Source organism: Armatimonadota bacterium (genome assembly GCA_016789105.1).
In the GTDB taxonomy this organism is placed as follows: domain Bacteria; phylum Armatimonadota; class Fimbriimonadia; order Fimbriimonadales; family Fimbriimonadaceae; genus UphvI-Ar2.
This window is the reverse complement of the sequence record JAEURN010000004.1, coordinates 340,910-364,391: the sequence shown is the minus strand read 5'-3', so window position 1 is coordinate 364,391 and position 23,482 is coordinate 340,910. Positions and strand designations below refer to the sequence as shown.

General features: G+C 58.2%; 21 protein-coding genes. 7 read left to right on the top strand and 14 right to left on the bottom strand.

All coding sequences use genetic code 11. The features are described 5' to 3' along the window. Positions 1-103: 103 nt before the first annotated feature. From JNM28_04725 to JNM28_04715, 3 genes are read right to left on the bottom strand one after another with little or no spacing between them, the layout of a single operon-like run. Complete coding sequence (locus JNM28_04725) at positions 104-889, bottom strand: phosphate ABC transporter ATP-binding protein (GenBank protein MBL8067731.1); 786 nt, start codon at positions 887-889, stop codon at positions 104-106. A 44-nt stretch (positions 890-933) separates the two neighbouring features. After that, complete coding sequence (locus tag JNM28_04720; GenBank protein MBL8067730.1) at positions 934-1,608, bottom strand: SOS response-associated peptidase; 675 nt, start codon at positions 1,606-1,608, stop codon at positions 934-936. A 1-nt stretch (position 1,609) separates the two neighbouring features. Beyond that, positions 1,610-3,835, bottom strand: a complete 2,226-nt coding sequence (locus JNM28_04715) for a hypothetical protein (GenBank protein ID MBL8067729.1) — start codon at positions 3,833-3,835, stop codon at positions 1,610-1,612. A 120-nt stretch (positions 3,836-3,955) separates the two neighbouring features. Between JNM28_04715 and JNM28_04710 the strand changes: the two genes are divergently transcribed. Further along, complete coding sequence (locus tag JNM28_04710) at positions 3,956-4,252, top strand: antibiotic biosynthesis monooxygenase (GenBank protein ID MBL8067728.1); 297 nt, start codon at positions 3,956-3,958, stop codon at positions 4,250-4,252. 192 nt (positions 4,253-4,444) lie between these two features. On the opposite strand, the gene JNM28_04705 is transcribed toward JNM28_04710, so the two are convergent. The 4 genes from JNM28_04705 to lgt are packed head-to-tail and all read right to left on the bottom strand — an operon-like array spanning position 4,445 to position 7,379. Further along, on the bottom strand, positions 4,445-4,675 hold the full coding sequence (locus JNM28_04705; GenBank protein MBL8067727.1) for a hypothetical protein: 231 nt from the start codon (positions 4,673-4,675) through the stop codon (positions 4,445-4,447). 32 nt (positions 4,676-4,707) lie between these two features. Then, positions 4,708-5,091: a hypothetical protein gene (locus JNM28_04700; GenBank protein ID MBL8067726.1), complete on the bottom strand. Its 384-nt coding sequence runs from the start codon at positions 5,089-5,091 to the stop codon at positions 4,708-4,710. Positions 5,092-5,125: 34 nt separating this feature from the next. Further along, entirely contained in the window at positions 5,126-6,466 is a 1,341-nt protein-coding gene (locus JNM28_04695; protein ID MBL8067725.1) for a GAF domain-containing sensor histidine kinase, read from the bottom strand. A gap of 58 nt (positions 6,467-6,524) precedes the next feature. Further along, the gene (gene lgt / locus JNM28_04690) at positions 6,525-7,379 is read right to left on the bottom strand and encodes a prolipoprotein diacylglyceryl transferase (protein MBL8067724.1); all 855 of its coding nucleotides are present in this window, start codon (positions 7,377-7,379) and stop codon (positions 6,525-6,527) included. A 67-nt stretch (positions 7,380-7,446) separates the two neighbouring features. Here lgt and JNM28_04685 point away from each other — a divergent pair, with 67 nt between their 5' ends. Continuing rightward, positions 7,447-7,896, top strand: coding sequence for an Hsp20/alpha crystallin family protein (locus JNM28_04685; GenBank protein MBL8067723.1), 450 nt, complete (start codon positions 7,447-7,449; stop codon positions 7,894-7,896). Positions 7,897-7,943: 47 nt separating this feature from the next. Then, positions 7,944-10,346, top strand: a complete 2,403-nt coding sequence (lon, locus tag JNM28_04680; GenBank protein MBL8067722.1) for an endopeptidase La — start codon at positions 7,944-7,946, stop codon at positions 10,344-10,346. On the opposite strand, the gene JNM28_04675 is transcribed toward lon, so the two are convergent. The 3 genes from JNM28_04675 to tadA all read right to left on the bottom strand — a co-directional run bounded on the left by JNM28_04675 (position 10,343) and on the right by tadA (position 14,531). Beyond that, complete coding sequence (locus JNM28_04675; GenBank protein ID MBL8067721.1) at positions 10,343-11,401, bottom strand: type IV pilus twitching motility protein PilT; 1,059 nt, start codon at positions 11,399-11,401, stop codon at positions 10,343-10,345. The genes lon and JNM28_04675 overlap by 4 nt on opposite strands. A gap of 456 nt (positions 11,402-11,857) precedes the next feature. Beyond that, the gene (locus JNM28_04670) at positions 11,858-12,715 is read right to left on the bottom strand and encodes an HDOD domain-containing protein (GenBank protein MBL8067720.1); all 858 of its coding nucleotides are present in this window, start codon (positions 12,713-12,715) and stop codon (positions 11,858-11,860) included. A 103-nt stretch (positions 12,716-12,818) separates the two neighbouring features. After that, positions 12,819-14,531, bottom strand: coding sequence for a Flp pilus assembly complex ATPase component TadA (gene tadA, locus JNM28_04665; protein ID MBL8067719.1), 1,713 nt, complete (start codon positions 14,529-14,531; stop codon positions 12,819-12,821). Between the two features lie 134 nt (positions 14,532-14,665). On the opposite strand from tadA, the gene JNM28_04660 reads away from it, so the two are divergent. Next, a complete protein-coding gene (locus tag JNM28_04660; GenBank protein ID MBL8067718.1) occupies positions 14,666-15,718 on the top strand; it encodes a PD40 domain-containing protein in 1,053 nt (350 codons plus the stop codon). 99 nt (positions 15,719-15,817) lie between these two features. On the opposite strand, the gene JNM28_04655 is transcribed toward JNM28_04660, so the two are convergent. Beyond that, a complete protein-coding gene (locus JNM28_04655) occupies positions 15,818-18,955 on the bottom strand; it encodes a PD40 domain-containing protein (protein MBL8067717.1) in 3,138 nt (1,045 codons plus the stop codon). Positions 18,956-19,054: 99 nt separating this feature from the next. Here JNM28_04655 and JNM28_04650 point away from each other — a divergent pair, with 99 nt between their 5' ends. Together JNM28_04650 and JNM28_04645 are read left to right on the top strand one after the other, a co-directional pair. Continuing rightward, positions 19,055-19,507, top strand: coding sequence for a GNAT family N-acetyltransferase (locus tag JNM28_04650; protein MBL8067716.1), 453 nt, complete (start codon positions 19,055-19,057; stop codon positions 19,505-19,507). A gap of 106 nt (positions 19,508-19,613) precedes the next feature. Beyond that, positions 19,614-19,808 (top strand): hypothetical protein, encoded by a 195-nt coding sequence (locus JNM28_04645; protein MBL8067715.1) that lies wholly within the window; start codon positions 19,614-19,616, stop codon positions 19,806-19,808. Between the two features lie 33 nt (positions 19,809-19,841). Here the strand turns inward: JNM28_04645 and JNM28_04640 are convergent, their stop codons facing one another. Further along, positions 19,842-21,119 carry an adenylosuccinate lyase gene (locus JNM28_04640; protein ID MBL8067714.1) on the bottom strand — a complete coding sequence of 426 codons (1,278 nt, stop codon included), beginning with the start codon at positions 21,117-21,119 and terminating at the stop codon, positions 19,842-19,844. An 85-nt stretch (positions 21,120-21,204) separates the two neighbouring features. Between JNM28_04640 and JNM28_04635 the strand changes: the two genes are divergently transcribed. Continuing rightward, positions 21,205-21,639, top strand: coding sequence for a DUF4870 domain-containing protein (locus JNM28_04635; protein ID MBL8067713.1), 435 nt, complete (start codon positions 21,205-21,207; stop codon positions 21,637-21,639). Here the strand turns inward: JNM28_04635 and purD are convergent. After that, positions 21,636-22,883 carry a phosphoribosylamine--glycine ligase gene (gene purD / locus JNM28_04630; protein ID MBL8067712.1) on the bottom strand — a complete coding sequence of 416 codons (1,248 nt, stop codon included), beginning with the start codon at positions 22,881-22,883 and terminating at the stop codon, positions 21,636-21,638. The two genes, JNM28_04635 and purD, sit on opposite strands and share 4 nt — an antisense overlap. A 5-nt stretch (positions 22,884-22,888) precedes the next feature. After that, positions 22,889-23,482, bottom strand: coding sequence for a recombination protein RecR (gene recR, locus JNM28_04625; protein ID MBL8067711.1), 594 nt, complete (start codon positions 23,480-23,482; stop codon positions 22,889-22,891).

The window sequence follows — 23,482 nt, the reverse complement described above, 5'->3', positions numbered from 1 at the left end:
CCGATACCGAGCCCCCGCACAAGTTTGAGTCCACCGGAACCCCGTTTGGGACTTTCCCGCGCTGTTGCCAGGTAAATCCGGCATTCCTAACAGGTTCGCTTCCCTAACCAAACCGGCCGGAAATATAGTCCTCGGTTTGTTTGTTCTTGGGCCGGAGGAACATATCGCGGGTTGGGGCTTCTTCCACCAACTCGCCTTTGTAGAAAAATGCCGTGATGTCGCTGGCCCGCTGCGCTTGCTGCATGTTGTGGGTTACGATAACGATGGTGTACTGCTGTTTGAGCTCCACCATCAGATCCTCGATCTTGGCCGTCGCCACCGGATCCAGGGCCGAACAGGGTTCGTCCATCAAGATGATTTCGGGGTTGACGGCAATGGTTCGCGCAATGCAGAGCCGCTGCTGTTGGCCACCACTCAGCCCCAGGGCCGACTTGCTCAAATTATCCTTGACCTCGTCCCAGAGATAACTTTTCGCCAGGCATTCCTCCACGATGGCCTGCAATTCCGACCGTTTCCGGATACCATGGATCCGGGGACCGTAAGCAATGTTGTCGAAAATCGACATCGGGAACGGATTCGGCTTTTGAAAAACCATCCCCACCGTCTTGCGCAACTCCACAACGTCAACATCGGGGGCGTAGATGTCGAACCCGTCGATGGTGACCTTGCCTTCCAGCCTTGTGCCGTCGATCAAGTCGTTCATCCGGTTCAGGCATCGCAGGAATGTCGACTTCCCGCAACCAGATGGGCCGATCAACGCCGTCACCTTCTGCGGGTGCATTCTCAAATCGATCTTGTGGAGCGCCTGGAAGTTGCCGTAAAAGAAATCGACGCCGTTGGCCTCGATAATCCCCCGCGCAACAGGTTCAGATTGCGCCGGCTGCTCCATCACCGTGTCCATCCTGATATCAGCATAGCACAGGGTTGCGAGCCTTAAAACAGCGTCCCGCCAGCAACCGGATCCATAAGCTCTGGCCCTTCCGCCCGCGGGTTGCCGACGGCCTTGCCGACGGGATGCATCACCAAGGTCCCATCTGCTGCTGGCTGGAGGACGGATCGGAAGGCCTCGACATCGGTGAGCGACGGATCCAGCCACCGGTCAAAGTCCCGTGGTTCCAAAATCACCGGCATTCGCGTGTGGATGTCGCTCATTTCCCGGTTCGCATCGGTCGTCAAAACGGAGAAGGTTTCGACCGTGCCTTGTGGGCCTTCCCACTCCTCCCAGATTCCCGCCATCGCCATCATCTCGCCATCGGCCCGGTGGATGAAATACGGTTGCTTGTACCCCTTGACCCCCTGCCACTCGTAAAACCCGTCGGCCGGGATCAGGCACCGGCGGTACTTCACCGCCCCCCGGAAACTCGGTTTTTCCGCCACGGTCTCCGCCCGGGCATTGATGCACTTCACCGCACTGGAATCATCTTTGGCCCAACTTGGGATGAGCCCCCACTTCATCGGCCACATCCGGCGCTTCCCATCTGCAATCCGGACGACCAGCGAATAATCGGTCGGCGCAACATTGGTGCTCCCGGGGAATTCCGGGAGCAACTCAGCATCGAACTGGCCTAAGATCGCCTGGATGTTGCGGAAGACAAACCGGGCGCACATATCACGGTTTGATCGGGCCCGATGGGCCGCCCATCGACCCCATCTGCTCGAACATTTTGCCGAAGGGGGAGTTCTGCAGTGCCGCGCCGTCGGCATCCATCTGTTGCTTCATCGCCGGCGGCAGGTTCATCAAGGAATAAACATGAGCCATATCTGGTTCGTGCATGTCCGACAACGTCCCTTTGGTGCCCAGCTTGGGCGCAACCAACACGGCGATGTGGAGGTTGTCCCGTTTGCCGGATCGCATGTAGCTCAACACCTCGCCAAATTGGTCCATTTGGGCCATGAACTCCGGGTTCTTCATCAACAACGAGAAGAACGCCAGCTCGGCGCGGCCAAACGGGGGCAAACCGTTGATCAAACCACCTTCTTTGCCCATGGGCAAAAGGTAGTCGTCCTTATTGACCTTCATCGCCACAATGCCTTCCCTCGGGAGCCCGTTGGGCATCGCCTCGGTTGGTTCGTGCCCGGTCATTCCCCCAAAGGCCATTCCCATCCCAATCGAGCCGCTGATCATTTGGACCAAGTCTTTGTCGCCCAAATCCTTTTCCAGATCAACCGGGTCGAGCGACGCACCCGCACCGAAGAACTTGCGGCTGAGCTCCCGCTGGGTTTCCGACGAAAGCGCCCCCAAGGGGATCGAACCATTTTGCTTCAGACGCTGCCGCTCGCCAAAAGACATGGAGCCGTAAAAGCGCAACAGGGATGGGTCTTGGACACCCGTGAACGATTGGGCCAACTGCGGGGCGACCAACCGCAACCGCGACCCGGAAACCGTGTTGGACAGGGCCATCGGGAATCGGTACACAAAAGTGGCGAGCGTGTCGAGTGAAACAAACGTGCGGGTCAGCGATTCCTTTAGCAACCCTGCCAACGCCGCACGGTCGACCCGCTTGGCCCAGTTCGGGGCGGGGTTGGAGAGTTTGAACTGCCACCACCCGTCTGCCTCCGATTCATCCATTTCGTAATAAGGCAGTTCATCCCGCAAGGCACCCAGGGTTTTGGGCATATCCCGGCTGTCGGTGTCGATTTCGTCGATCATGGCGGCGACGAGCGGCAACCCTCGTTTTTCTGCCGCTTGCATCAGCACTTCGCCGATTTCGTACCGCATCGGTTCATAGCTCACGGGGTCGGCCAGCAATTCCATGGTTCGCCGCGACATTTTCGGCACGCCAGGCATCCCGTTTTCAGGGTTCGTGCTTCCCCAAGCATCCCTCAAGAGCATGGCATCGGAAGAAAACTCGATCGGGATCTCGTCTCCCGGCATGGCTTTCCTCGGCTCACCTTGTCCTTCGTCCGATCCGGCGGCTCTTGCCGGCGCGGCGGTTGTTGTTTGCTGCGCCACAGCATCCCCAACCACCTCATAAGCGCCCATTTCTTCTCCCAGCCAAGCTTCGGTGGTCAACAAAGATTTGGATGACGCCCCCTGGACACGCACCACCACGTGGATCGACACTTCTTCGAACTCAGATTCGTTGTCGCGCTCAAGGATCAGCAAAAGCTTCTGGGGGGCCTCGGTGATCTTCTTCGGCATCGAATCCATGAAAGCTTCGCCCCAAATCTGCATGTACTGCTGGTATTCAGGGTCGTCCCTCATCTGCTGCATCTCTTCTTCCGATTGGTCGAATTGCTTGTTGGTGTCGGCAATCCAATCCATGACCCTCTTGGAGTCGAATCGGCCGAGGGGACGTTGCATGGCCGTGGGCCGTGAACTCAAAACAAGCCGTTGGCCCGGTGCCAGGCTGATAAGGGTTTGCTCCGGCACATTGCGCAATAGGTCTCCGATCAAATACTGCTCGTTCGGCGCGTCATATTCGTACTCTTTGCCATCTTCGTCCTTGTATTTCTTTGGTTGCAAATTATCGAAAAAGGCCTTCCTCGCCTTCAGGATCGCTTCCGTGTTCTTGGCGCGGACTTTGGCAAACTCTCGGTTGCGGGCCTCCATGTCGGGTGTCACGGTCAACACATCGCCCGCAAGGGTCCATTTTGTGGCGGTCACCTCCCCGATTTTGGCCAGGACTTCGGAAGCCGGCTTTCCTTTAAGCCACACCACCGCCAAGTCGTTTGCCACAGAGGGATCCAAAATCACCCGTGCCCCCAACTGGGCACCGACTTCTTGGCTAATGGCCGAAAGGGTTGCGCCGGGGACGGCCAAATCCAATTTCGCGTCCTGGGCCGGGGCAAAGCGGGTGCCGATCAAAGCGGCGGCGAGCAGTGAGAGTGTCATATGGGTCGCTCTTTCCCCTAACAACGGATCAGCCGGGCCAAGGGTTCTCGTACCACTGATTTTGGCCCGATTTTCCCCCGCCCGCCACTTCTGGCTGTTTCAGTGGAGATAATGGCTGCCATGGTCGCCCTGATTGCCCACGTCTCCATCAAACCCGAATGCGTTGCCGAATTCTTCGAATTGGCAAACGGCATGCTCGCCCCATCGCGGGAGGAAGACGCATGCATCGCCTATGACTTTTTCTGCAAGCCCGAAAATCCATCGACCTTGGTCTTTGTCGAAGAATGGGCAGATCGCGACGGATTGGAGGCCCATTTCCAAACACCGCATTTCCAAGAATTCAGCAAGAAGACCGGCGCCCTGACAAACAAGGTCGACATCAGCATCTACCACGTCGACCACACCGAAAAACTGTGATGTCTTCCCCGGCATTCGTGCCGGAATGACTCGCTATTCCTACCAGGATTGCCGGAAAACCGCACGACTGGCACACCCAGACGGAATACAATCCGGAACGGAGATAAACGCCGGGTGGCTGGACAAACACAGCTAGTCATTGCAGTTTTTGGAGAGGACGAAGCGCCGTCCCCACCCGGCACCCCACCTCAGCTAGGCTGATTGGCGGCGCGAAACCACAACATACATCCCATCGCCGAGGGCCATGCTCCGCCGGATGAAGAATTCAGCCGTTTCCCGGTTGTTCTTGGCATAATAGGCGTCCGCGTCGTCAAAGAGAAGCTTTCCAAGGCCAGGCAACTCGATTTCCCCAGGCACGGTCGGGCTCCCCAGTTGCGCCCATGTGTAAAGGTACTTGTCACCGACCGCCGGTTTGATCGCCATCGCCCAAAATCATACCGGATCGTGCCCGGGCATCAAGATGACTTGCCGAATGCGATCACGAGTGGCGAAACATAAATAAAGCAGGGCACAAGGGTCAGCCAACCCCAAACCGCTTTACCGCGGGACTCGCCGACCTTGGCCCAAAGCCAAGCATAAACCACAAAGTTCACGCATGGCACAAACAGCAAAAGCAGCAGAAAGGGGTTGACCTTCCCCAGTTTGCACATCAGCAACAGGTTCAAGAAAGGGATAAAAGCCAGCCAACCGAAATCTTCGCGCTCTTGCTGGGCGATCGCAAACAGGCTGACCGCCAAAACTAAATAGGCAAGGATTCCTGCGCTGAATCCGGGGCCGGTTGTGAGCAAATCGGTAAACCGCGCGAACGTAGAGCCATCTGAAAAAGGCTGATTCCCCATACCAATCGTTACGGGGAAGACGGCCACCCGGGTTTCAGTGCCGGGCCTTAGCGAGGCTCGGTTTGTCCTCCGGGCATCCCTTGGGGTCGCCGCAACCGAAATCGACCTCAAAGGTCGACCCTTCACCCAGTTTGCTCCGTATGGATAGCTTCGCGCCGTGGGCCGCAACCAGATCCGTGATCACCTTTGTCCCCAGGCCGCTGCCCGTGCTCTGTTCCCAATTTGAACGGGCGCTGCCCCCCAAAATCGCGCGGATCGTGCCGGGAGACATGCCCGCCCCATCATCGGCGACGATGAGGACATGGTTCCCGCCGGCAAACCGGTATTGGATCCGGACAGAACCGAAAGTCGAATCGTCATCCCCCCCGTGTTCGCTCAGCCAGGCGTCGGGGATCACCTCGTTCACCGCCTTGATCCCGTTGCCAACTAAATTTTCCACGACGCGGATAACATAGAGGTCATCGAAGGCAAACTCGGGGGCGTCCGTTTGCAAGTCGTAAACAATTTTGACATGCGAGCGCCGGGCATTGGCTTCCATGTATTGGGCCGCTTCCCGAACAACGGTCGCAAAATTCCTGACCCTCTTTTGCGGGATCAACGGTTTGCCGGCGGCAAGGTCGTTGATTAACTTGGCATAGCGGTAAACCCTCTCACTGTAAGGAGCAAATACATCTTCATAAGTGCCTTGCAGCATCTCCAGATAGAACAAGGCTTCGCCGCCAATTTCCTGATCGGCAAGCGCCTTGCGCAACCCGACGAGGTTCCGGTCGAAATCTGGGAGGAACGTGACCAAAACGCCGGCTTTGTTCGCCAAATCGTGGGCGGCTTGCCCCATCCCTTCCAAGGCCGCGACCTTGGTACTCCGCTGCAGCATCCGCGAATTCATGATTGCCAGCGTTGCGACGTCACTGATGGTATCCAGAACGGCCTCGTCGGTATCGTCGAACGGTCCGCCCTTCTTGTTGACCAGTTGAACCACGCCTATCGGTTTGAGCCCCGTGATTTGCAAGGGAACCGTGATCATGTTCTGCACCGTGACACCGGTGCGGCGAACAATGGCCCGGCGGTGCGGATCGCCATCGTCGCCATAAACACTGACGACCGACTTCCCGGATTGGAACACGTCCCCGGCCACCCCGTAATCATCCGGGATGTCCAAACGCTCTAATTTGCGTTCGATCTCGTCGGGGAGCACGTGCAAGAACTTGAGGGTTTTGTTCGACGGGTCATGGATGTAGATCGAACCGCCTTGGGCCCCGGTTGCCTGGACGCAGATTTCCAGCACCTCGCGCAGGACGCCTTTGGTCTCTGCGGTCGAAGCGAGCTTTTCCGCAGCCATGTGGACAGCGTCAAGGAGTCGGGCTAGTTCGGCCATGTCGAAAACGGCTTGAAATACAAGCGGGGAGGGACTTTAGTCCCTTCATTCTAACGTATTAGTCGGCGGAACCGTTTCCGTCTTCACCGTTTTTTTCCAGGTTTTCCCCGATTTCCGCCGCTAATGGCGGCTTTTGCTTGAAGAGCATCGCTAGGGCCGCAGCCCCCAGCGCGGCAATCACCAGGCTGGCCGCCTGGCCGTTGGTCAACGGCCCCACATAGGTGTCGGCTTCCCGGAATGCCTCGGTCACCACCCGCAACAAACCGTAGACTAACACGAACAGGGCACTCAAAACCCCCGCGCGGCGGTTCGCCCAAGGTTGGCGACCAGCCCAAATCAACACCCCGGCCAAAACAAAATGGGTGGCCATCTCATACAGGACGCTGGGGTGCCGCGGATGCCCGGGGTCGATGTTCGGGAAGATCACGCCCCAACTCCCGTCCGTCCGGTTGCCCGGGAGTTCCCCATTAATAAAATTGGCAATGCGCCCGATCCCCAAACCCAACGCCGCCGGGACCGAGCAAACGTCACCCAACGTCAAGAAGCTGACTCCCCGCTTGCGGCTGAACCAAACCAAAACCAGGGCGACGCCGACCAAACCACCGAAAAACGCCATTCCCCCTTGGTTGAAGTGGAAAAAATAGAACGGATCCTTGGCCCATTCGCCCATATTTTGAACGCAATAGCCAAGCCGGCCGCCAAAAACCACGCCGCCGACAATCCACAGCATCAGGTTTTCAATTTCGTTTTCGGCAAGGCCCGGGAACCGACCAGCCCGCCACGCCTTTTTAAGGGCCCCGTAGCCCAGGATGAAACCGATGACATAGGCAAGCCCATACCAACGGGGGCCGATATCCACCCCGTTGATATGCACCCGGAAAATAAAGGGCGATAGGTTGTGGGTCCAAATCATCGGCTCTGCAGTTTAGCAACACCAAAGAAATCAGGGCCGAGCCCCACTCGCAGTAAAATCTACCCCTATGCCCGGGCGCGATATCGAAGAGTGGATCTTGGAACTCGAACCGGCACACATTGCTTCCGAAGTCGGCCGGACAAAATTCGCCCGGCAACGGGGGTGGATGCCAAAAGTGGATGTCTTGGAATCGGACTCGCACCTCCTGATCCGGGCCGAATTGGCCGGCGTCACCAACGAGCAGATCCAAATCACGCTCAACCGGATCCGGAACACGCTTTCGCTGCGAGGACACCGGCCAGACGACCTGGCAGCGCGGGAGGATACTTACCAAGCTCATCTCCTGGAAATCGAAGAAGGTGCCTTTTTCCGGGAGATCCTGCTCCCCCAAGGCGACTTTGACTTTGCCCACATGGGCGCAAAACTCAAAAATGGGATCCTTGCCATCGCTATCCCCAAATCCGGGCTGGACAACCCCGTGATCGTCGTAGAAAGGGTGACGATCACCCGCATCTGATGGAAAAACCAGAACTCAAAACAGACCCTTCGGTGGAAGAAGCCCTGATGGAAGCCGCCGTCGAGTCGGTGGCCATCCAGGCCGAACAAGGTGACGACTCTGAGCAATTGCCGGAAATCCCCGCCGAGCTCAATATCCTGCCTTTGCGAGACAGCGTCATCTTCCCCATGCTCATCGCCCCGCTCAGCGTCGGCCGGCCCGTCGGGATCCGCCTGATCGACGACAGCGTCGTCAGCAGCCAGCGCATGATCGGCACAATTGCCCAGCGCGAACCAGATACCGAAGACCCGACCTTTGACCAGGTCTATCCCATCGGGTGCGTCGTCATCATCCGCACCCTTATGAAGGGCACCGACGCCGTCCGGATGATCGTCCAAGGGACGGCCAGGTTCAAGATCGTCGAGAGGCTCCAAACAACTCCCTACCTCCGGGCAAAAGTCGAAGTCTTGGAGGATCTGCCCATAGACCCCGACCATATCGAAGAAACTGAAGCCCTCCGCAGATCCGTGGCTGCCCTCTTCGAGCAAGCGGTTCGCCTATCGCCCAACCTTCCGGAAGAACTCGCTTCCCTCACCCAATCGGTCACCGAACCCAACACGATGGCCGACCTCATTGCCGCCCACACACCGTTTTCTGTTCAAGACAAGCAAACAATCTTGGAAGAATCCGACGTGACAAACCGGCTCCGAAAACTTCTGGCCATCCTGGGACGGGAGGTTCGGGTTTTGGAGCTCACCACTAAAGTCCAAAGCGAAGTCACCCAAGAGCTCAGCCGTAACCAGCGCGAATACTATCTGCGGGAACAACTCAAAGCTATCCAGCGGGAACTCGGTGAAACCGACGACTACAGCGAAGACCTGGATGAACTCAGGCAGTCCATTGAAGCGGCAGCAATGCCTGAAGAAGCCCAAAGGGCCGCTTACAAGGAACTCGACCGCCTCCAACGCATCAACCCCGGGTCGCCTGAATACACCGTTGCCCGGACTTATGTCGAAACGATGGCTTCCATTCCGTGGAACATCGCCACAGAAGACGACCTGGACTTGGACAACGCCCGGAAAGTGTTGGATCGCGAACATGCCGGGCTCGATAAAATTAAGGATCGAATCATAGAGTTTTTGGCCGTGAGGTTGGTCAAAACAGATGCGCCGCCCCGACAACCGATCCTTTGCTTTTATGGTCCGCCTGGCGTGGGAAAGACTAGCCTCGGCAAGTCGATTGCCGACGCAATGGGGCGCAACTTCGTCCGGCTCAGCTTAGGCGGCGTTCGAGACGAGGCCGAAATCCGCGGCCACCGCCGAACCTATATCGGCTCCCTCCCCGGGCAGATCGTCCAAAGCCTGCGGCGCGCCGGTTCCAACAATCCCGTGTTTGTGCTGGATGAAATCGACAAACTCGGCAACGATTTCAGAGGGGATCCCGCTTCGGCCATGCTCGAAGTGTTGGATCCCCAGCAGAACAATGCCTTCCGCGATCATTACCTCGATGTCCCTGTCGACCTCAGCCGGGTGTTCTTCATCACCACCGCCAACCGGCTCGACACAATCCCACCGGCCCTCCGGGATCGCATGGAGATTATCGAACTCGGCGGATACACCGAAGACGAAAAGTTCGCCATTGCCGAGCAACACCTGGTGCCCCGGCAACTGGCTGAACACGGCCTCACCGACAAGAAGCTCGTCTTTAAACCCGATGCCCTGAGGTTCCTGATCCGCCATTACACGCGAGAAGCCGGAGTCCGCAACTTGGAGCGAGAGATCGGCAGCGTCATCCGAAAGGCGACCGTCGAGTTCGCCAAAGGGCGCAAAGCCAAAGTCACGGCAACCAAAAGCTGGGTGCAAAAAGCTCTGGGTGCCCCGCGGTACACCAACGACGAAGTCGCCGAACGCAAGCTCCTGCCGGGAGTTGCGGTCGGGCTCGCATGGACTCCAGTCGGTGGGGACATCCTGTTCATCGAGTCCAGCATCTACCCCGGCAAGGGACTCACCGTGACTGGCCAACTCGGCGACGTCATGAAGGAATCGGTCACCGCCGCCCTCAGCTATATCCGCGCCCACGCCAAGTCATTGAAAATCGACAACCGGGTTTTTGAAGAGAACCAAATCCACGTGCACGTGCCCGCCGGCGCTGTCCCCAAAGATGGGCCGAGCGCAGGGATCACCATGCTCACCGCATTGGTCAGCCTGCTCACGGGCAGAAAAGTGGTGGATCGGCTCGCCATGACCGGGGAAATCACCCTCACCGGGCAAGTCCTCCCTATCGGTGGAGTCAAAGAAAAAGTTCTCGCCGCATTCCGGTCGGGCGTGAATACCCTGATCCTGCCCCAGGAAAACCGGAAGGACTACATGGAAGACGTGCCCGAAGACATCCGTGCCCAACTCACCGCCCACTTCGTCACCGAAGCACGGCAAGTGCTCCGATTGGCTCTGGAGACGGCAACCGCCCCCTAAGCGACGCCTTTGGCCAACCGGCTAAAGCTGTCTTTGTCAACTGAACGCGCCAAACACTCTTCGTAGGCCACCATCCCCGATTTGAAGTGGTCGGCCAACGAACGGTCCATGGTCACCATGCCGATATTCGAGTTGGTTTCCAGAACCGAATACATCTGGTGGGTCTTCCCTTCCCGGATCAAGTTCCGGATTGCCGGAATCCCCAACATGATTTCCAGGGCTGCCACACGGCCGCCGCCCAATTTGGGGAGCAGTTGCTGGCTGATGACGGCTTCCAATGTGTTGCCGAGCAAAACCCGGATCTGATCTTGGGCGTCGCTCGGGAACACATCGATGATCCGGTCGATGGTGCTGGGCGCGTTGCGGGTGTGCAAGGTTCCAAACACCAAGTGCCCGGTTTCAGCAAGGGTCAAGGCGGCTTCAATCGTTTCCAAGTCGCGCATTTCACCAACCAAGATGATGTCTGGGTCTTCGCGCAATACGGCCCGCAGGGCGTTGTGAAAACTATAGGTGTCTTCGTGCATTTCCCGCTGGTTGACCATGCACTTCTTGTGTTTGTGCAAGTACTCGATCGGGTCTTCGATCGTCATGATGTGGCCCTGGCGGTACTCGTTGATGTCGTCGATCATCGCGGCAATCGAGGTGGATTTACCGCTCCCAGTCGGGCCGGTTACCAAAACCAAGCCGCTGTGGCGCTTTGAAATCTCCCTGATGACCGAAGGAAGCCGGAGTTCTTCGAACGTCGGGATCCGGTTGGGGATGACCCGCAGAGCGGCGGCCGTGGCCTGTCGCTGTTGGTAGACGTTGACCCGGAAGCGGCTCAACCCCTTCACCGTGTAGCCGCAGTCCAGCTCACGGGTGGATTCAAACTTAGTGATCTGGTCGTCGGTCAGGATTTCGTAAAGAAGGCGTTGCGTCTCTTCCGGCTTGAGGGTGGTGAAAGGCAAGGGCACAATCTCACCATCAAGCCGCATCATCGGCGGCAATCCAGCCGTGATGTGAATATCGCTGGCTTTGCGTTCGAACGCGATCCGCAAGATCTCGTCCAAGTGGATCCCGGCCGTCGAGGCAATCTGCTCTTCCGAATCGAATCGGGGCAGGGTTTCATCTTCGGCGACAAAGAACTTGCCCCGGAACTTCTCGGGTGTCCTGGCCTCAATCGGGACGTGGGCGGGGACATGGTGTTCGGATCCATCGACTCCGAGGGGGGACTGGGTGAAACTGATCGGCTCAAGGTCGTGCGGAGGAGCCGGGGCCGACGGGCCCGATTGGACTGGGGGCTCGGTGAAGGCCGGATGCGGGGGTTCAACCGGTTGCGGTTGCGCCGGCATCGACGGTTGCGGGGGATTCGGGTCGCCGAATGGGTTGGAGTTCGTCACCGGCGGCATCACGGATGGGGGCTCGGCCGCTTGCAGCGGCGGGGCGGTTTCCCCACCCGGTTCGTCGCCTTGCTTGTTGAGGTGCTTTTCCCAGCTGAATTCTTCCGGCATTTCGTCGGCGCCCCCTGAGCGCTAGAAGTGGAGCTGGGATCCCGCCGTGATGGCCGCAAGCCCGCGCTCAATGATCCTTTCGGTCATTTCGGCCGGTATCCGCAGGGCTTCGCCCGCCCAGGCCGCCCAATTCGAATCTTTGCCGCGCCCGTTGCAGGCGTAGTCGGCGATTTGCGATGAGACCGCGACCACGGCCGCCAGTTCGCCCGATATTTTGGCGTCGTCGGGCCGGGTGAAGTATTTGAGCCCGCCGACCAAGCCAACCGGGAAACCCCAATTGCTGGCACAAGCCAAAGCAATGTCTCGGTGGTCGCACCCGAATACAGCGCTCTCTGCCTGCCACACGGCGACCCCCTTATCGACAAGCTGTATGACTTTGTCATACTCCCCAGGCGCAGATTTATCCAAAACCGTCTTACCACACCAGTGGAGGAGACCCGCCGTGTAGGCTTCGTTGGGATCCGCCCAACCAAATTCAGAGGCAAGGGCCCGAGCAGCCGTCGCGGTATCAACAGAATGCCGCCACCAAGCCCGCCGCCGTTTGCTTTCTGCATCGGTTTTGCCCAAAAACATATCGAAAACACCGACAGCCATCGCCGTTTGCCGCACTTGACGTACACCGATGTACATCACCGCCTCCTTGATGGAGGTCACCTGCTTGGGCAGGGAGAATGTCGCCGAATTAGCGATCGTCAGCAGCTTGGCCGAAAAACCTGGGTCGATCACGATCGCCCGCTCCAACTCAGCCGAACTGCCGTGGTCCGTTCCTGTGATCTCCATGACTTTGAAGACCACTTGGGGTAGCGCGGCCAGCTCCTTTTGGCTCTGGATGACCAGGGCGACGGCGGCGGCCCGATCCAATTGCGGCTGTGCAGCCATTTCAGTTCACTCCCCTTGTTCGGCTCATATTAGGATTCTTGGTGGTGTCACGTCGGATGCGCATTGGCGAAATTGCGGTTATCTCAAGATTTTCCTTTGGCTTTTAGGAATAAATCACCCGGATGATCTCGTCGATGTCGGTGACGCCATTCAGAATCTTGGCGACGGCGTCTTCTTGCAAAGTCTTCATGCCATTTTCAATTGCCATTTTGCGGACCTCGTGCGCGGGGGCGTGGTTGAGGATTGCGTCCCGCATCTTGTCGTTCATGGACAGCAACTCGTGCACCCCGGATCGGCCCTTGTAGCCTGTGCCTTTGCATTTTTCGCACCCTCGGGCCTTGAACAGGGTCAGCTCGCCGTGGGTGTCGGCGCCGACCTCCTCGGGAACCGGCAGTCCAGCCCGGAGCATGCTTTCGCGGGTGGCGGTGTATTGCTCTTTGCAGTTGGGGCATAGCACCCGCACTAGGCGCTGCGCCAGGATCCCCACGATCGAAGAGCTGATCAAAAACGGCTCCACCCCCATATCCACTAGCCGCCCCGGGGCCGAAGGGGCATCGTTCGTATGGAGCGTACTAAAAACCAAGTGGCCGGTCATGGCGGCTTCCATGGCGATGGTTGCCGTTTCTTCATCCCGCATTTCACCAACCATGATGACGTCGGGGTCTTGACGGAGCATTGACCGCAATCCGGCGGCAAACGTCATGCCCGCCTTGTTGTTGACCGCGCACTGGTTGATGCTGTCCAATTCGTACTCAACGGGATCTTCGATGGTGATGATGTTCTTCAACCCGTCGTTGCTGGCGTTTAACAGCGAATACAGAGTCGTGGACTTTCCCGAACCCGTCGGCCCCGTCACCAGCACAATGCCATAGCTCCGGGTGGCCATATCTTCAAGCATCTTCAGGTTGTGCGGCAAAAATCCGAGCTTGGTCAGGCCGACGTTGATGCCGCCTTTATCCAAAACCCGCATAACAATTTTTTCACCATTAATGACCGGCAACGTGGAAACCCGGAAGTCGAACGGCTTGCCATTGATGACAGCACTGATGCGGTTATCTTGAGGAGCCCGCTTTTCCGCGATGTCCATGTTCGCGATGATCTTGAACCGGCTCGTGAGCGCGTTGCTGATCTTCCGCGGGAGGCGCATCACTTCCACCATGATCCCGTCGATCCGGTAGCGCACGACCACTTCTTCCTTCCGTGGCTCGATGTGGATGTCGCTGGCCTTGTCGGCGACCGCTTGGTTCACAATCAAGTTGGCCAACCGGATGACTGGTGCCTCGTCGGCCTCGTCCACCGTTTCATCCTCTTCTTTGGATGAGGAGAACGCATCGCCCAAGTCGGCGTCAAAGTCCTTCATCACGCCATCCAGCTCGTGGCTGACGCTGACGTCCGAGGAATAGTATTCCGAGAGGGCTTGCGAGATTTCCGATTCGACCGCGATGTAGGGCTGGATCTCCATGCCCGTGTTCATCGATAGCTCGTCGATCACGAACACGTCGAGCGGATTGGACATCGCGACGTGAAATGTCCCGTCTTCGATTCGGAGGGGCAAGACGTTGAACCGCTTGGCAAACTGAGGGGTCAGCGCTTGGAGGGCATCTTGGGATGGGGCTTCGACGGTCAAGTCAGCAAAGGGGATGTCCCAAGCCCGGCCAGTACACCGGACTTTGTCCTTTTCGGTGATCAAGCCGAGGTCGACCATGACCTTGGCGATCTGGTCGTTACCCCCCAACTCCACCTGCTTGTTGACCGCAAGCTGAAGCTGGTAAGGGGTGATCAACCCCTCTTCCACAAAAACGTCGCCCGTGAGCATCCCGATACTTTCGTTCCATATGCACCGGTGGGCGGCCCAGTCACTATTGCGGGGGTCTGGGTTCAGTCAGAACCGTCATCACTCCGTCACCGAGTGCAATAGGCACCCCTTCCCAAGTCCCCCATAATCCAGGGATGCTCGTTGCGATCTGTGCGGCTGCCCTTGCCGCCCAACAACCGATGCCGATGTCGAAATGGCCGAAATCAAAATCTTGGCCCGCAGAACCCGGCGAGATCCATCTCAAGAACATCAAGCAGCTCACTTTTGGCGGCCAAAACGCCGAGGCCTACCTGGATGCCAACGGCACCAAGCTCATTTTCCAATCGTCCCAACCTGGTTACCCGGATGAGCAAGTCTTCACCATGAACCTCGACGGGTCGGATCGGAAGTTGGTCAGCACCGGCAAAGGGCGGTGCACTTGCAGCTACTTCAGCCCCGATGGCAAGCACATCTTTTTCAGCAGCACCCACGCCACCGATGCCGGGCCGCAAGCCAAAACCGACATGTCAAAAGGGTATGTCTGGATGGTCAACCCGGCCTATGTGCTTTATCGGGCCGACCTAAACGGCAAAAACCTCAAGCCGGTCATCAAAAAGCCTGGCTACGTGGCCGAAACCACTATTGCCCCGAACGGCCAATTCATGACGTTCACCGGCGGCTGGGAAGGCGATTTGGATATCTACCGGGCCAACTTGGACGGCACGGGAATCAAGCGGCTGACCGACGCAGTCGGCTATGACGGCGGGCCGTTCATCAGTTGGGACAGCAAATCCATCGTCTACCGGCGAACTGCGCCATTTGCCAACCAAGCCGAAATCGACGAATACAAGGCCCTTCTCAAACAAAACCTCGTCCGGCCCAGCAAAATGGACATCTGGATCATGGATGCCAATGGGAACTACAAACGCCAAGTGACGCACCTGAACGCGGCCAGCTTTGCCCCGTTCCTGCACCCCAATGGCCACACGATCTTGTTCGCGAGCAACCACACGGATCCGCAAGGCCGGGAGTTCGATATTTTTGCCATCGAAAAGGACGGCACCAACCTGCGCCAAATCACATTTTCTGCGCAGTTCGACGGCTTCCCCATGTTCACGCGCGACGGCAAAAAGCTCGTCTTTGCCAGCAACCGGCACGGTTCTGTCCCCGGCGAGACTAATATTTTTGTCGCTGATTGGGTGGACTGAAATCCGTTTCCCCGATTCACAGCCGGGATAGTCGGATTAATAACCGAACCCCCGACCTTTGGTCGGGGGTTCGGTTTTTTTGTTTACTCGGACTCTTTATCAGCCGCGAGCGCCGATCTGCCTGAGGACTTCTTCCACCGCCCGCTTGAGCTGCGGATCCTCGTTCCGGAAGTATTGGTCGGGGTCGATGTCAACCTTGATGTCCGGTTCGACCCCCCAGTTTTCCAGCGGCGTGCCATCCACCCGGTAGACACCGGTGGACGGGAGCCGGATCGAAGTCCCATCGACCAACCGGCCGCCATACGTGTAGATCACGTAGCCCGGCGTCGGCATGCCAACGAGTTTGGCAAGGCCGAGGGTTTTGACGGTCTGCGGGAACATTTCCGCGTTGGAAAAGCTGGTTTCCGCCGCCATCACCACCATCGGCTTGTCCCACATCATGCCTGGGCCGGGGATTTCATCTCCGTCGCGAGGGATGTACCGCATGTGGAGCTTGCGCTCCAGCATGTCGATCAACAGGTCGGCAATGTTGCCGCCACCGTTTTCGCGGACGTCGACAATCACCCCTTCTTTGCCTTGGACATACTCCCACATTTCAGCATTGAAGCGGTTGAGGTTCGCGTCTCCCATCCCAGCAATGTGCACATAGGTCACTTTGCCACCGCTCAGCTCTTCCACATATTTGCGGCGCCATTCGATTCGGTTTTCATAAAGGATCTGCCCAAATTGGCCCCCGTTCATCGCGCGATAGGTGACCTCACGGGCTCCATCGGTCGAAGGTTTGCTGTTCACGGTGAAGGTCATGTCGCGGCCGGTTTGGTTGTTCAGGACCTTGAACAGGTTTTGATCGGGCCAAACCGTGACCCCATTGATCTTCATGACGTATTCGCCCGGTTTGATCTGGGTTTTGGCAAAACTGCCCGGTGTGTTTTCCGGAACGTCCTTTACCTTCAAGCCCGGGCCTTGGTAGCTGTAATCAATGGTGAACCCCGGATGGGAGCTTTGGTCTCCGCCCCGCGGCCCGCCAAATGCCGGGCTGACTTCGGAGTGGGAAGATTCCAACTCGCCCACCATCTGGTTCAGAACCTCGCTCATATCCCGACGGTGGCCCACAGAATCCAAGAGCGGCTCGTAATGGTCGCGGATCGCGGCCCAGTCGCGGCGGTGGAAATACTCGTCGTAAAACTGGTTGTTGTAAATCCGCCAGAACTCGTGGAACGCCGCCCGGTGCTCTGCCGTCACGTCGCGGATCCATTCGGCCCGCAATTCAACCTTTGCCATCGGGAATCCGGGCCGGCGCAAGTTCACCAGAACCGGATTTCCTTCCATGATCGTGAAGATCTGGTTGCTATCGGAACTGAACTCGTAGCCGCCGCGCACTCCGCCTCGGGTCACTTGGGTTGCGCCTTCGCCGTTGTATCCGGCTTTCCAAACTTCCCCACCTTGGGTGTAGAACACGTCGCCGTTCGTCGGATCGCTCTTGATCGGCCCGCCACCGGCCAAAAAGAACCGGATGCGGTCGTCGGGTCGATCCATGTCGAAATCGACCTTGGGTGTCCCTTCGGGCTTTTCAAATTTCAGATCCAGTTCGGTGGCCCGGGCTTCTTCCTTCTGGCTGGGCACCACAAAAATCCCCGCCGGCCCCCGGTCGCTGGTGAAGTAGAGGTACTTCCCGTCGGCCGACCAAGCAGGATTTGAATCTTGAGCGTTGAGCTTGGTGACGTTGACTTCCTTGCCGGTCGCAATGTCTTTTACCCACACGTTGTTGCCGTTTTCCCAAGGCTTGAACCCAGAACCGATCAGCGGCTTGGTGTAGGCCAGGTACTTCATGTCGGGCGATATCGCCGTCGGCAACACGTAGGGCTTATCAAGCAACCGCTTGGCCGCGCCGCCGCCCAACGGGATCATCATGAAGCCGCCTTGGCGGCCATTCTCCCAGAAAGTCAGGTTCTTTTTGTCGGGAGTGACTTCCAAGCCGGCGACTTCATTGGGAGCCTTGTAGAACGGCTTGATTTCGCCCGTTGCCACATCCATCGTGTAGATGCTGTTGGCGCCATCGCGGTCGCTGGTGAAGTAAAGCGTCTTTCCATCCGGCGAATAGACCGGCGAACCGTCCGAACCGGCATAGTTCGTCAGTTGCTTGGCATCGGCACCGTTGGGGCCTTTACCCTTGGTCACCGGAACACTGAACAATTCCCTTTGGATCCCAAAAGCAACCGTCTTCATATCTGGGGAAAGAGCCGCTTCCTCCACCCCCGTCGTGATCACTTGCCGCTCAAAGTTCTGACCTTTGGGATCCACGGCGCCGGTGATCGTCACCATGGCCGGTTTGCCACCCGGTTGCATCACATAGACTTCGCCGGCATCCTCAAACGCCAACGTGCCAGATTCAGCGGCTACCGTCAGGAACCTTGTGCCCGCAAAACCGACGAAATCGGTGAGGCGGCGCGCCTTGCCTGCCATGTCAATCTCGTAAACGTTGGGTGTGCGCTCCGCATTGTCCACGTTCATTGGAGGCTTCTCGCCGATGCGGTGCGAACTCGGCGTTTTTTCGCTGACCGTCACTGCGTAAAGCTTTGACCCGTCGGGCGACCATTGCGGCCACAGGTGCTGGAAGCCCGTCGACCGGATGGGCTTGCGTCCGGAGCCGTCGGAGTTGATCATCCACAGTTGGGCCGCCCCAGAACCTTCGTAGCGAGGACGGAAATACGGGAACATCGCCTTGTGGGTGAACGCGATCTTGCTCCCATCAGGCGAAAACATCGGGGAATCCAAACGGAAGTTGGTCAGCCAGACTTCCCCCATTTTCAAAGTCTTGGGATCCAATGTGTAGATGCCGCCGACGCCCTTGTCGAACCCGGCATCCATCGTGATCTTGTCCCCAACCCAGCTCGAAGGGATCTCGGTTTGGCTGCTGTAAGTCAGCCTTGCCGTCTCGCCGCCTTCGACGGGCACGGCAAAAATGTCCCAGCTGCCTTCCCGGTCGCTGGCAAATGCAATCCACTTGCCATCCGGGCTCCAGACCGGCTTATCATCTTCTTCGACATTGGTCGTGAGGGCGATTGCACGGCCCCCGCCGCTCGGGACAACCCAAATATCCCCGCGGTACGAAAACGCCAAATTTGACCCATCGGGGCTAAGGGCCAACGAACGCATCCCAACGAATTTGTGCGGGGCGGCAGTCGGCAATTGCCCAGGTGAATAGGCGGTGATGATCAGAATCGGGATGAGGCTCATAATGATTCCTGTGTCCCGAAGGTTAACGGATTCAACCTCCCAATGTCACGCCCAATCGGAAGGAATATGCCGATCAAGCCCAAAATAGCCCTGGTTCCGATGGACGTAAGCCACTTCGACCGGTTCTTTGAATTCGAATCGGACAAAGAGGCGGTGTGGATGGCTGCCTTTGCCACCGTGGCCAACGACCGTGAAGAATTTATGCAAATGTGGCGACGACGGATCGAAAACCCGGGTGTCACCCATCTGACGGTTTTGGTGGATGGGGAAGTCGCCGGCGGGATCCTCGCCTATGGGGAGCCAGGTAGCCGCCACATTGGCTACTGGATCGGGCGGGAGTATTGGGGCCAGGGAGTGGCCACCGCCGCCGTTGCCGGTTTGCTGGAACTAATGCCGGAGCGGCCGGTTTTTGCCACCTGTGCCGCCGATAACACCGGTTCGCGGCGGGTTCTGGAACGAAACGGATTCCGCTTCACCCACATGGAAACCCACCACGCCAAGGCCCGTAACGCCCCCGTTGAAGAAGCCTTCTATCGCTTGGATCCCTCATAAATGCCGGGAAACCGGGATTTTCTTGTCCAAAAGCTGGAACATAACCGCCGGATTTCCGTCATAATCAGTGTCGAGCCGGGATCGGCTTGACAGGAGCTCAACAAGGATGAACAACCAAGAACGGTTGGAGCTCTCGGAAGATGAGGCGTTTGCGCTCCTCGCTCTGGCTATGACCAGCGAGATCACACTCGACCCCACTTCTGAAAAGGCAGTCCGGAAACTGGTCGAATACTGCAAAAAGCATCAGCGCAATCATTCAATACGGCCAGAATCCAACTGTGAGCTTGTCGGGGCGGGTTAATCCCGCCCCCAACCATTTTTCCAACTCAATTTTTTATGGGACGTTGTGCGCCGCATTGCGCAAGTGGTGCTCCAAACTGAAGACCTCGTCCAGCTCCAGCTCTGATAACTGTCCCCGGACTTCTGGATCAGCATACACCGCCGATTTGAAATCAACTCCGTCCCACGCCGCAGCTGCGTGGCGTTGGGCGATTTTATAAGCATCTTTTCGCATCAAACCTTTACGGATCAAAGAGGTCATGAGGTGTTCGCTAAACACGAGGTCGCCCATCAGCCGCAGGTTTTTGGCCATGTTCTCCGGCATGACCACCAAGCCTTCAAGAATCGAACGCACCCGGTTGAGCATGAAATCGCAGAGCTGGCAGCTATCGGGCAAAACAACCCGCTCTAAGGAAGAATTCGTCAAATCGCGTTCATGCCAGGTGGCAACGCTTTCCAACATCGCCCCCGCATGCCCCCGCAAGATCCGGCTGAGCCCAACGACCGTTTCGCTGTTCCACGGGTTGCGTTTGTGGGGCATTGCCGAACTGCCCGTTTGGCCCGCCTTGAATGCCTCTTGCACTTCCAAGATCTCCGTCCGCTGAAGGTTGCGAAGTTCGGTGGCGATTCGTTCCAGCCCGGCTCCGATCAAGGCCAGGAGGTTCAAAAACTCCGCATGACGGTCGCGGTTGATAATTTGCGTGCTGATCGGTTCAGGTTTTAGCCCAAGTCTTTCGCAAATCATCAACTCCATTTTGGGATCCACATGGGCGTGGATCCCGACGGCCCCGCTGATCTTGCCATAGGCCACCGATTCGCGGGTCGATTCAAGCCGAGCGATGTTCCGCTCCAATTCCCAAACCCAGCTGGCGCACTTGAACCCGAATGTGATCGGCTCGGCATGGATGGCGTGCGTCCGCCCGATCATGGGGGTGGATCGGTGTTCGTGGGCCAAGCGCTTGGTCTCGGCAAGCAGTTTCTGGGCAGATTCGATCAGCACGGTGCAACTGTCGCGCAACATCAACCCCAAAGCGGTGTCGATCACGTCATAGCTGGTCACACCAAAGTGCACCCACTTGCCGGCCGGGCCGATGTTCTCTTCCAAGTTCCGGACAAATGCCGCCAAATCGTGGCGGGTTTCCTTTTCGATCTCGTCGCAACGGGCAATGTCAAAGGCTGCCCGCTCCCTGATTTGCGACATGTCGTCAGGGGGGATCGTCCCCGCCGCACAGTGGGCCTCGCAAATCGCCACTTCCACCTCCATCCACCGCCGGTATTTGGATTCGCGATCCCAAATCGCGGTCATGGATGGCGTTGTGTAGCGGTCGATCACGGGTTCAATTTACCTGCCTCCCAAGCACGGCCCGTTTGGGTCCGTGCAACCCGGGCCCCCTGACCGGTGTCAAACATCACAACCCATGGCCCAGCAGCCCAATGGCCCGGAAACCACGGCACACGAGCGGAGTGCCGCCGCCGCAATCCACCTCGCCGGGATTTTTGCCCCGCTGTGGGTGCCCGCGCTCTGTTGGATCGCTTTCCGCAAGTCCTCACGGTTCATCGCCTCCCATGCATGGCAAGAGGTCGTTGACGGGATTCTGTGGAAGGCCCTGTTGCTGGTTGCCATGCTGGGCAGCCTGGCTTGGACGCTCATCCGGTTAGCCCACCACATCCAGACCAACTGGAAGGAATTCACGTGGCAAGAGCTGGCCCTCAAAGTTGGCGTGAGCTTGGCCCTGATGGCCACGCTCTTTGTCTGGAACCTCGTCCAGGCCGTGGTGCAAGCCAAGAAGGCCCATGCCGGCCAGTGGCCCAAGCGGGAACTGAAAAAAATCGCCAAACGGGCCGGGGCTTAAAGCCCGATGTCCCGGCGGTAGTGCATGCCGGCAAAGCGGACGGCCCCGACCCCCGCATAGGCTTTGGCCCGGGCTTCTTCTGCCGTGGAGCCCGTTGCCGAAACCGCGGCCACGCGTCCCCCATTGGTCACAAGCCCGTCATTGACCACTTTGGTGCCCGCGTGGAAGATTTCAACGCCGTCCAAAACCTCGCCGATTTCCAGAGGGCAGCCCTTTTCGTAAGGGCCTGGATAGCCTTCGCTAGCCACCACCACAGAGCAAGCCGCCACATCGAGGACGGGCACCGGTGGGATCGGTTCCCCATTCGCGCAGGCCAAAAGGGCTTCGGCGAAGCCGTCCCCCAAACGCCGGACGATGCTTTGGATTTCCGGATCGCCAAACCGGACGTTGTATTCCAAACAGAACGGCATGCCGTCCTGCACCAGGATCCCACTGAACAGCACGCCGCGAAAATCGATGTCCAAGTCGCTGAGCGAATTCAGAATTGGCCGGACAATGTCGCGCTCCACTTGGGCCACTATGTCGCTGCCAACCCAATCGACCGGCGAATAGGAGCCCATCCCACCCGTGTTTGGACCGTCATCGCCATCTAAGATTCTCTTGTAGTCTTGGGCCACCGGCAAACTGTGAATCGATTGGCCGCTGACCAGGGTCATCAACGAGAATTCACGGCCAGAAAGCCGCTCTTCCACAACCACCGTCCGCCCGGCTTCGCCGTGGCTAAGATCGACAAGCATGGACTCGATCGCCGCATGCGCCTCCTCCACCGAATCACACACGACCACCCCTTTGCCAAGGGCCGCCCCGCTCGCCTTGACGACCACCGCCCGCCCCTGGTTAAACTCGTCCTCGGCGTACTGTTTTGCAGCAGAAGCATCGCTGAACGTCTGGTGGCGAGCCGTTGGGATTCCCGCCCGTTTCATCAGGTCTTTGCTAAAGGCTTTGCTGCCCTCCAGCCGGGCGGCATCCTGTCCGGGCCCGAACACGGCAATTCCATGTTCGCGAAACATGTCGGCCATACCGGCGATGAGGGGATCTTCTGGGCCGACGACGACCAAATCCGGGGCGACGCCGGTCACCCAATCCAAAACGGCCTTGCGATTGTTGGCCTCGTGCGGGACCGTTTCGGCGACTTCACCGATCCCCGGGTTGCCCGGGGCACAAAAGACTTCATGGCCCTCTTGGGCGAACTTCCAACACAGGGCATGCTCGCGGCCGCCCCCGCCGATAACACAAATTCGCATGATGGCTATATCTCCCTCCGGTATTCCAGCGCGCTGAGCAACGTGGCCGTGTCGGCGTAATCCAATTCGCCGCCAACCGGCATGCCGTGGGCCAGCCGGGTCACGCGAACTCCCAGCGGCTTGATGAGTTTGGCCAAATAAAAAGCGGTGGTGTCGCCTTCCACGGTCGGATTGGTGGCCACGATAACTTCTTTGACGGAATCGCCGAGTCGGTGGATCAATTCCCGGACTTTGAGTTGCTCGGGCCCGATGCCGTCGACCGGATTCAACAGGCCATGCAAAACGTGGTATTTGCCCCGGAACTCGTTGAGTCGCTCCATGGCGGTGATGTCCCTGGCTTCACCCACAACGCAAATCACGTCTTCTGTCCGCCGCGGGTCGGAGCAGATTTCGCAGCGTTCCCCCTCACTGATGTTTTGGCAAACGTCGCAAAGCCGCAACGACCGCTTGGCCGTCATCAAGCTCTCACCCAGCCTGCGGACATCGTCTTCGGGCATGCGCAAAATGTGGAACGCCAACCGCTGTGCCGATTTGGGACCGACACCCGGCAACTTCTCCAGATGCAGGATGAGGTCTGCCAACGGCCGGGCGAACTGCAT

Excerpts from the sequence above, each read along its gene's own strand:
- JNM28_04725 (MBL8067731.1), bottom strand. The coding sequence starts at position 889 with ATGGAGCAGCCGGCGCAATCTGAACCTGTTGCGCGGGGGATTATCGAG.
- JNM28_04720 (MBL8067730.1), bottom strand. The coding sequence starts at position 1,608 with ATGTGCGCCCGGTTTGTCTTCCGCAACATCCAGGCGATCTTAGGCCAG.
- JNM28_04715 (MBL8067729.1), bottom strand. The coding sequence starts at position 3,835 with ATGACACTCTCACTGCTCGCCGCCGCTTTGATCGGCACCCGCTTTGCC.
- JNM28_04710 (MBL8067728.1), top strand. The coding sequence starts at position 3,956 with ATGGTCGCCCTGATTGCCCACGTCTCCATCAAACCCGAATGCGTTGCC.
- JNM28_04705 (MBL8067727.1), bottom strand. The coding sequence starts at position 4,675 with ATGGCGATCAAACCGGCGGTCGGTGACAAGTACCTTTACACATGGGCG.
- JNM28_04700 (MBL8067726.1), bottom strand. The coding sequence starts at position 5,091 with ATGGGGAATCAGCCTTTTTCAGATGGCTCTACGTTCGCGCGGTTTACC.
- JNM28_04695 (MBL8067725.1), bottom strand. The coding sequence starts at position 6,466 with ATGGCCGAACTAGCCCGACTCCTTGACGCTGTCCACATGGCTGCGGAA.
- lgt (MBL8067724.1), bottom strand. The coding sequence starts at position 7,379 with ATGATTTGGACCCACAACCTATCGCCCTTTATTTTCCGGGTGCATATC.
- JNM28_04685 (MBL8067723.1), top strand. The coding sequence starts at position 7,447 with ATGCCCGGGCGCGATATCGAAGAGTGGATCTTGGAACTCGAACCGGCA.
- lon (MBL8067722.1), top strand. The coding sequence starts at position 7,944 with ATGGAAGCCGCCGTCGAGTCGGTGGCCATCCAGGCCGAACAAGGTGAC.
- JNM28_04670 (MBL8067720.1), bottom strand. The coding sequence starts at position 12,715 with ATGGCTGCACAGCCGCAATTGGATCGGGCCGCCGCCGTCGCCCTGGTC.
- tadA (MBL8067719.1), bottom strand. The coding sequence starts at position 14,531 with ATGCTCACGGGCGACGTTTTTGTGGAAGAGGGGTTGATCACCCCTTAC.
- JNM28_04660 (MBL8067718.1), top strand. The coding sequence starts at position 14,666 with ATGCTCGTTGCGATCTGTGCGGCTGCCCTTGCCGCCCAACAACCGATG.
- JNM28_04655 (MBL8067717.1), bottom strand. The coding sequence starts at position 18,955 with ATGAGCCTCATCCCGATTCTGATCATCACCGCCTATTCACCTGGGCAA.
- JNM28_04650 (MBL8067716.1), top strand. The coding sequence starts at position 19,055 with ATGGACGTAAGCCACTTCGACCGGTTCTTTGAATTCGAATCGGACAAA.
- JNM28_04645 (MBL8067715.1), top strand. The coding sequence starts at position 19,614 with ATGAACAACCAAGAACGGTTGGAGCTCTCGGAAGATGAGGCGTTTGCG.
- JNM28_04635 (MBL8067713.1), top strand. The coding sequence starts at position 21,205 with ATGGCCCAGCAGCCCAATGGCCCGGAAACCACGGCACACGAGCGGAGT.
- purD (MBL8067712.1), bottom strand. The coding sequence starts at position 22,883 with ATGCGAATTTGTGTTATCGGCGGGGGCGGCCGCGAGCATGCCCTGTGT.
- recR (MBL8067711.1), bottom strand. The coding sequence starts at position 23,482 with ATGCAGTTCGCCCGGCCGTTGGCAGACCTCATCCTGCATCTGGAGAAG.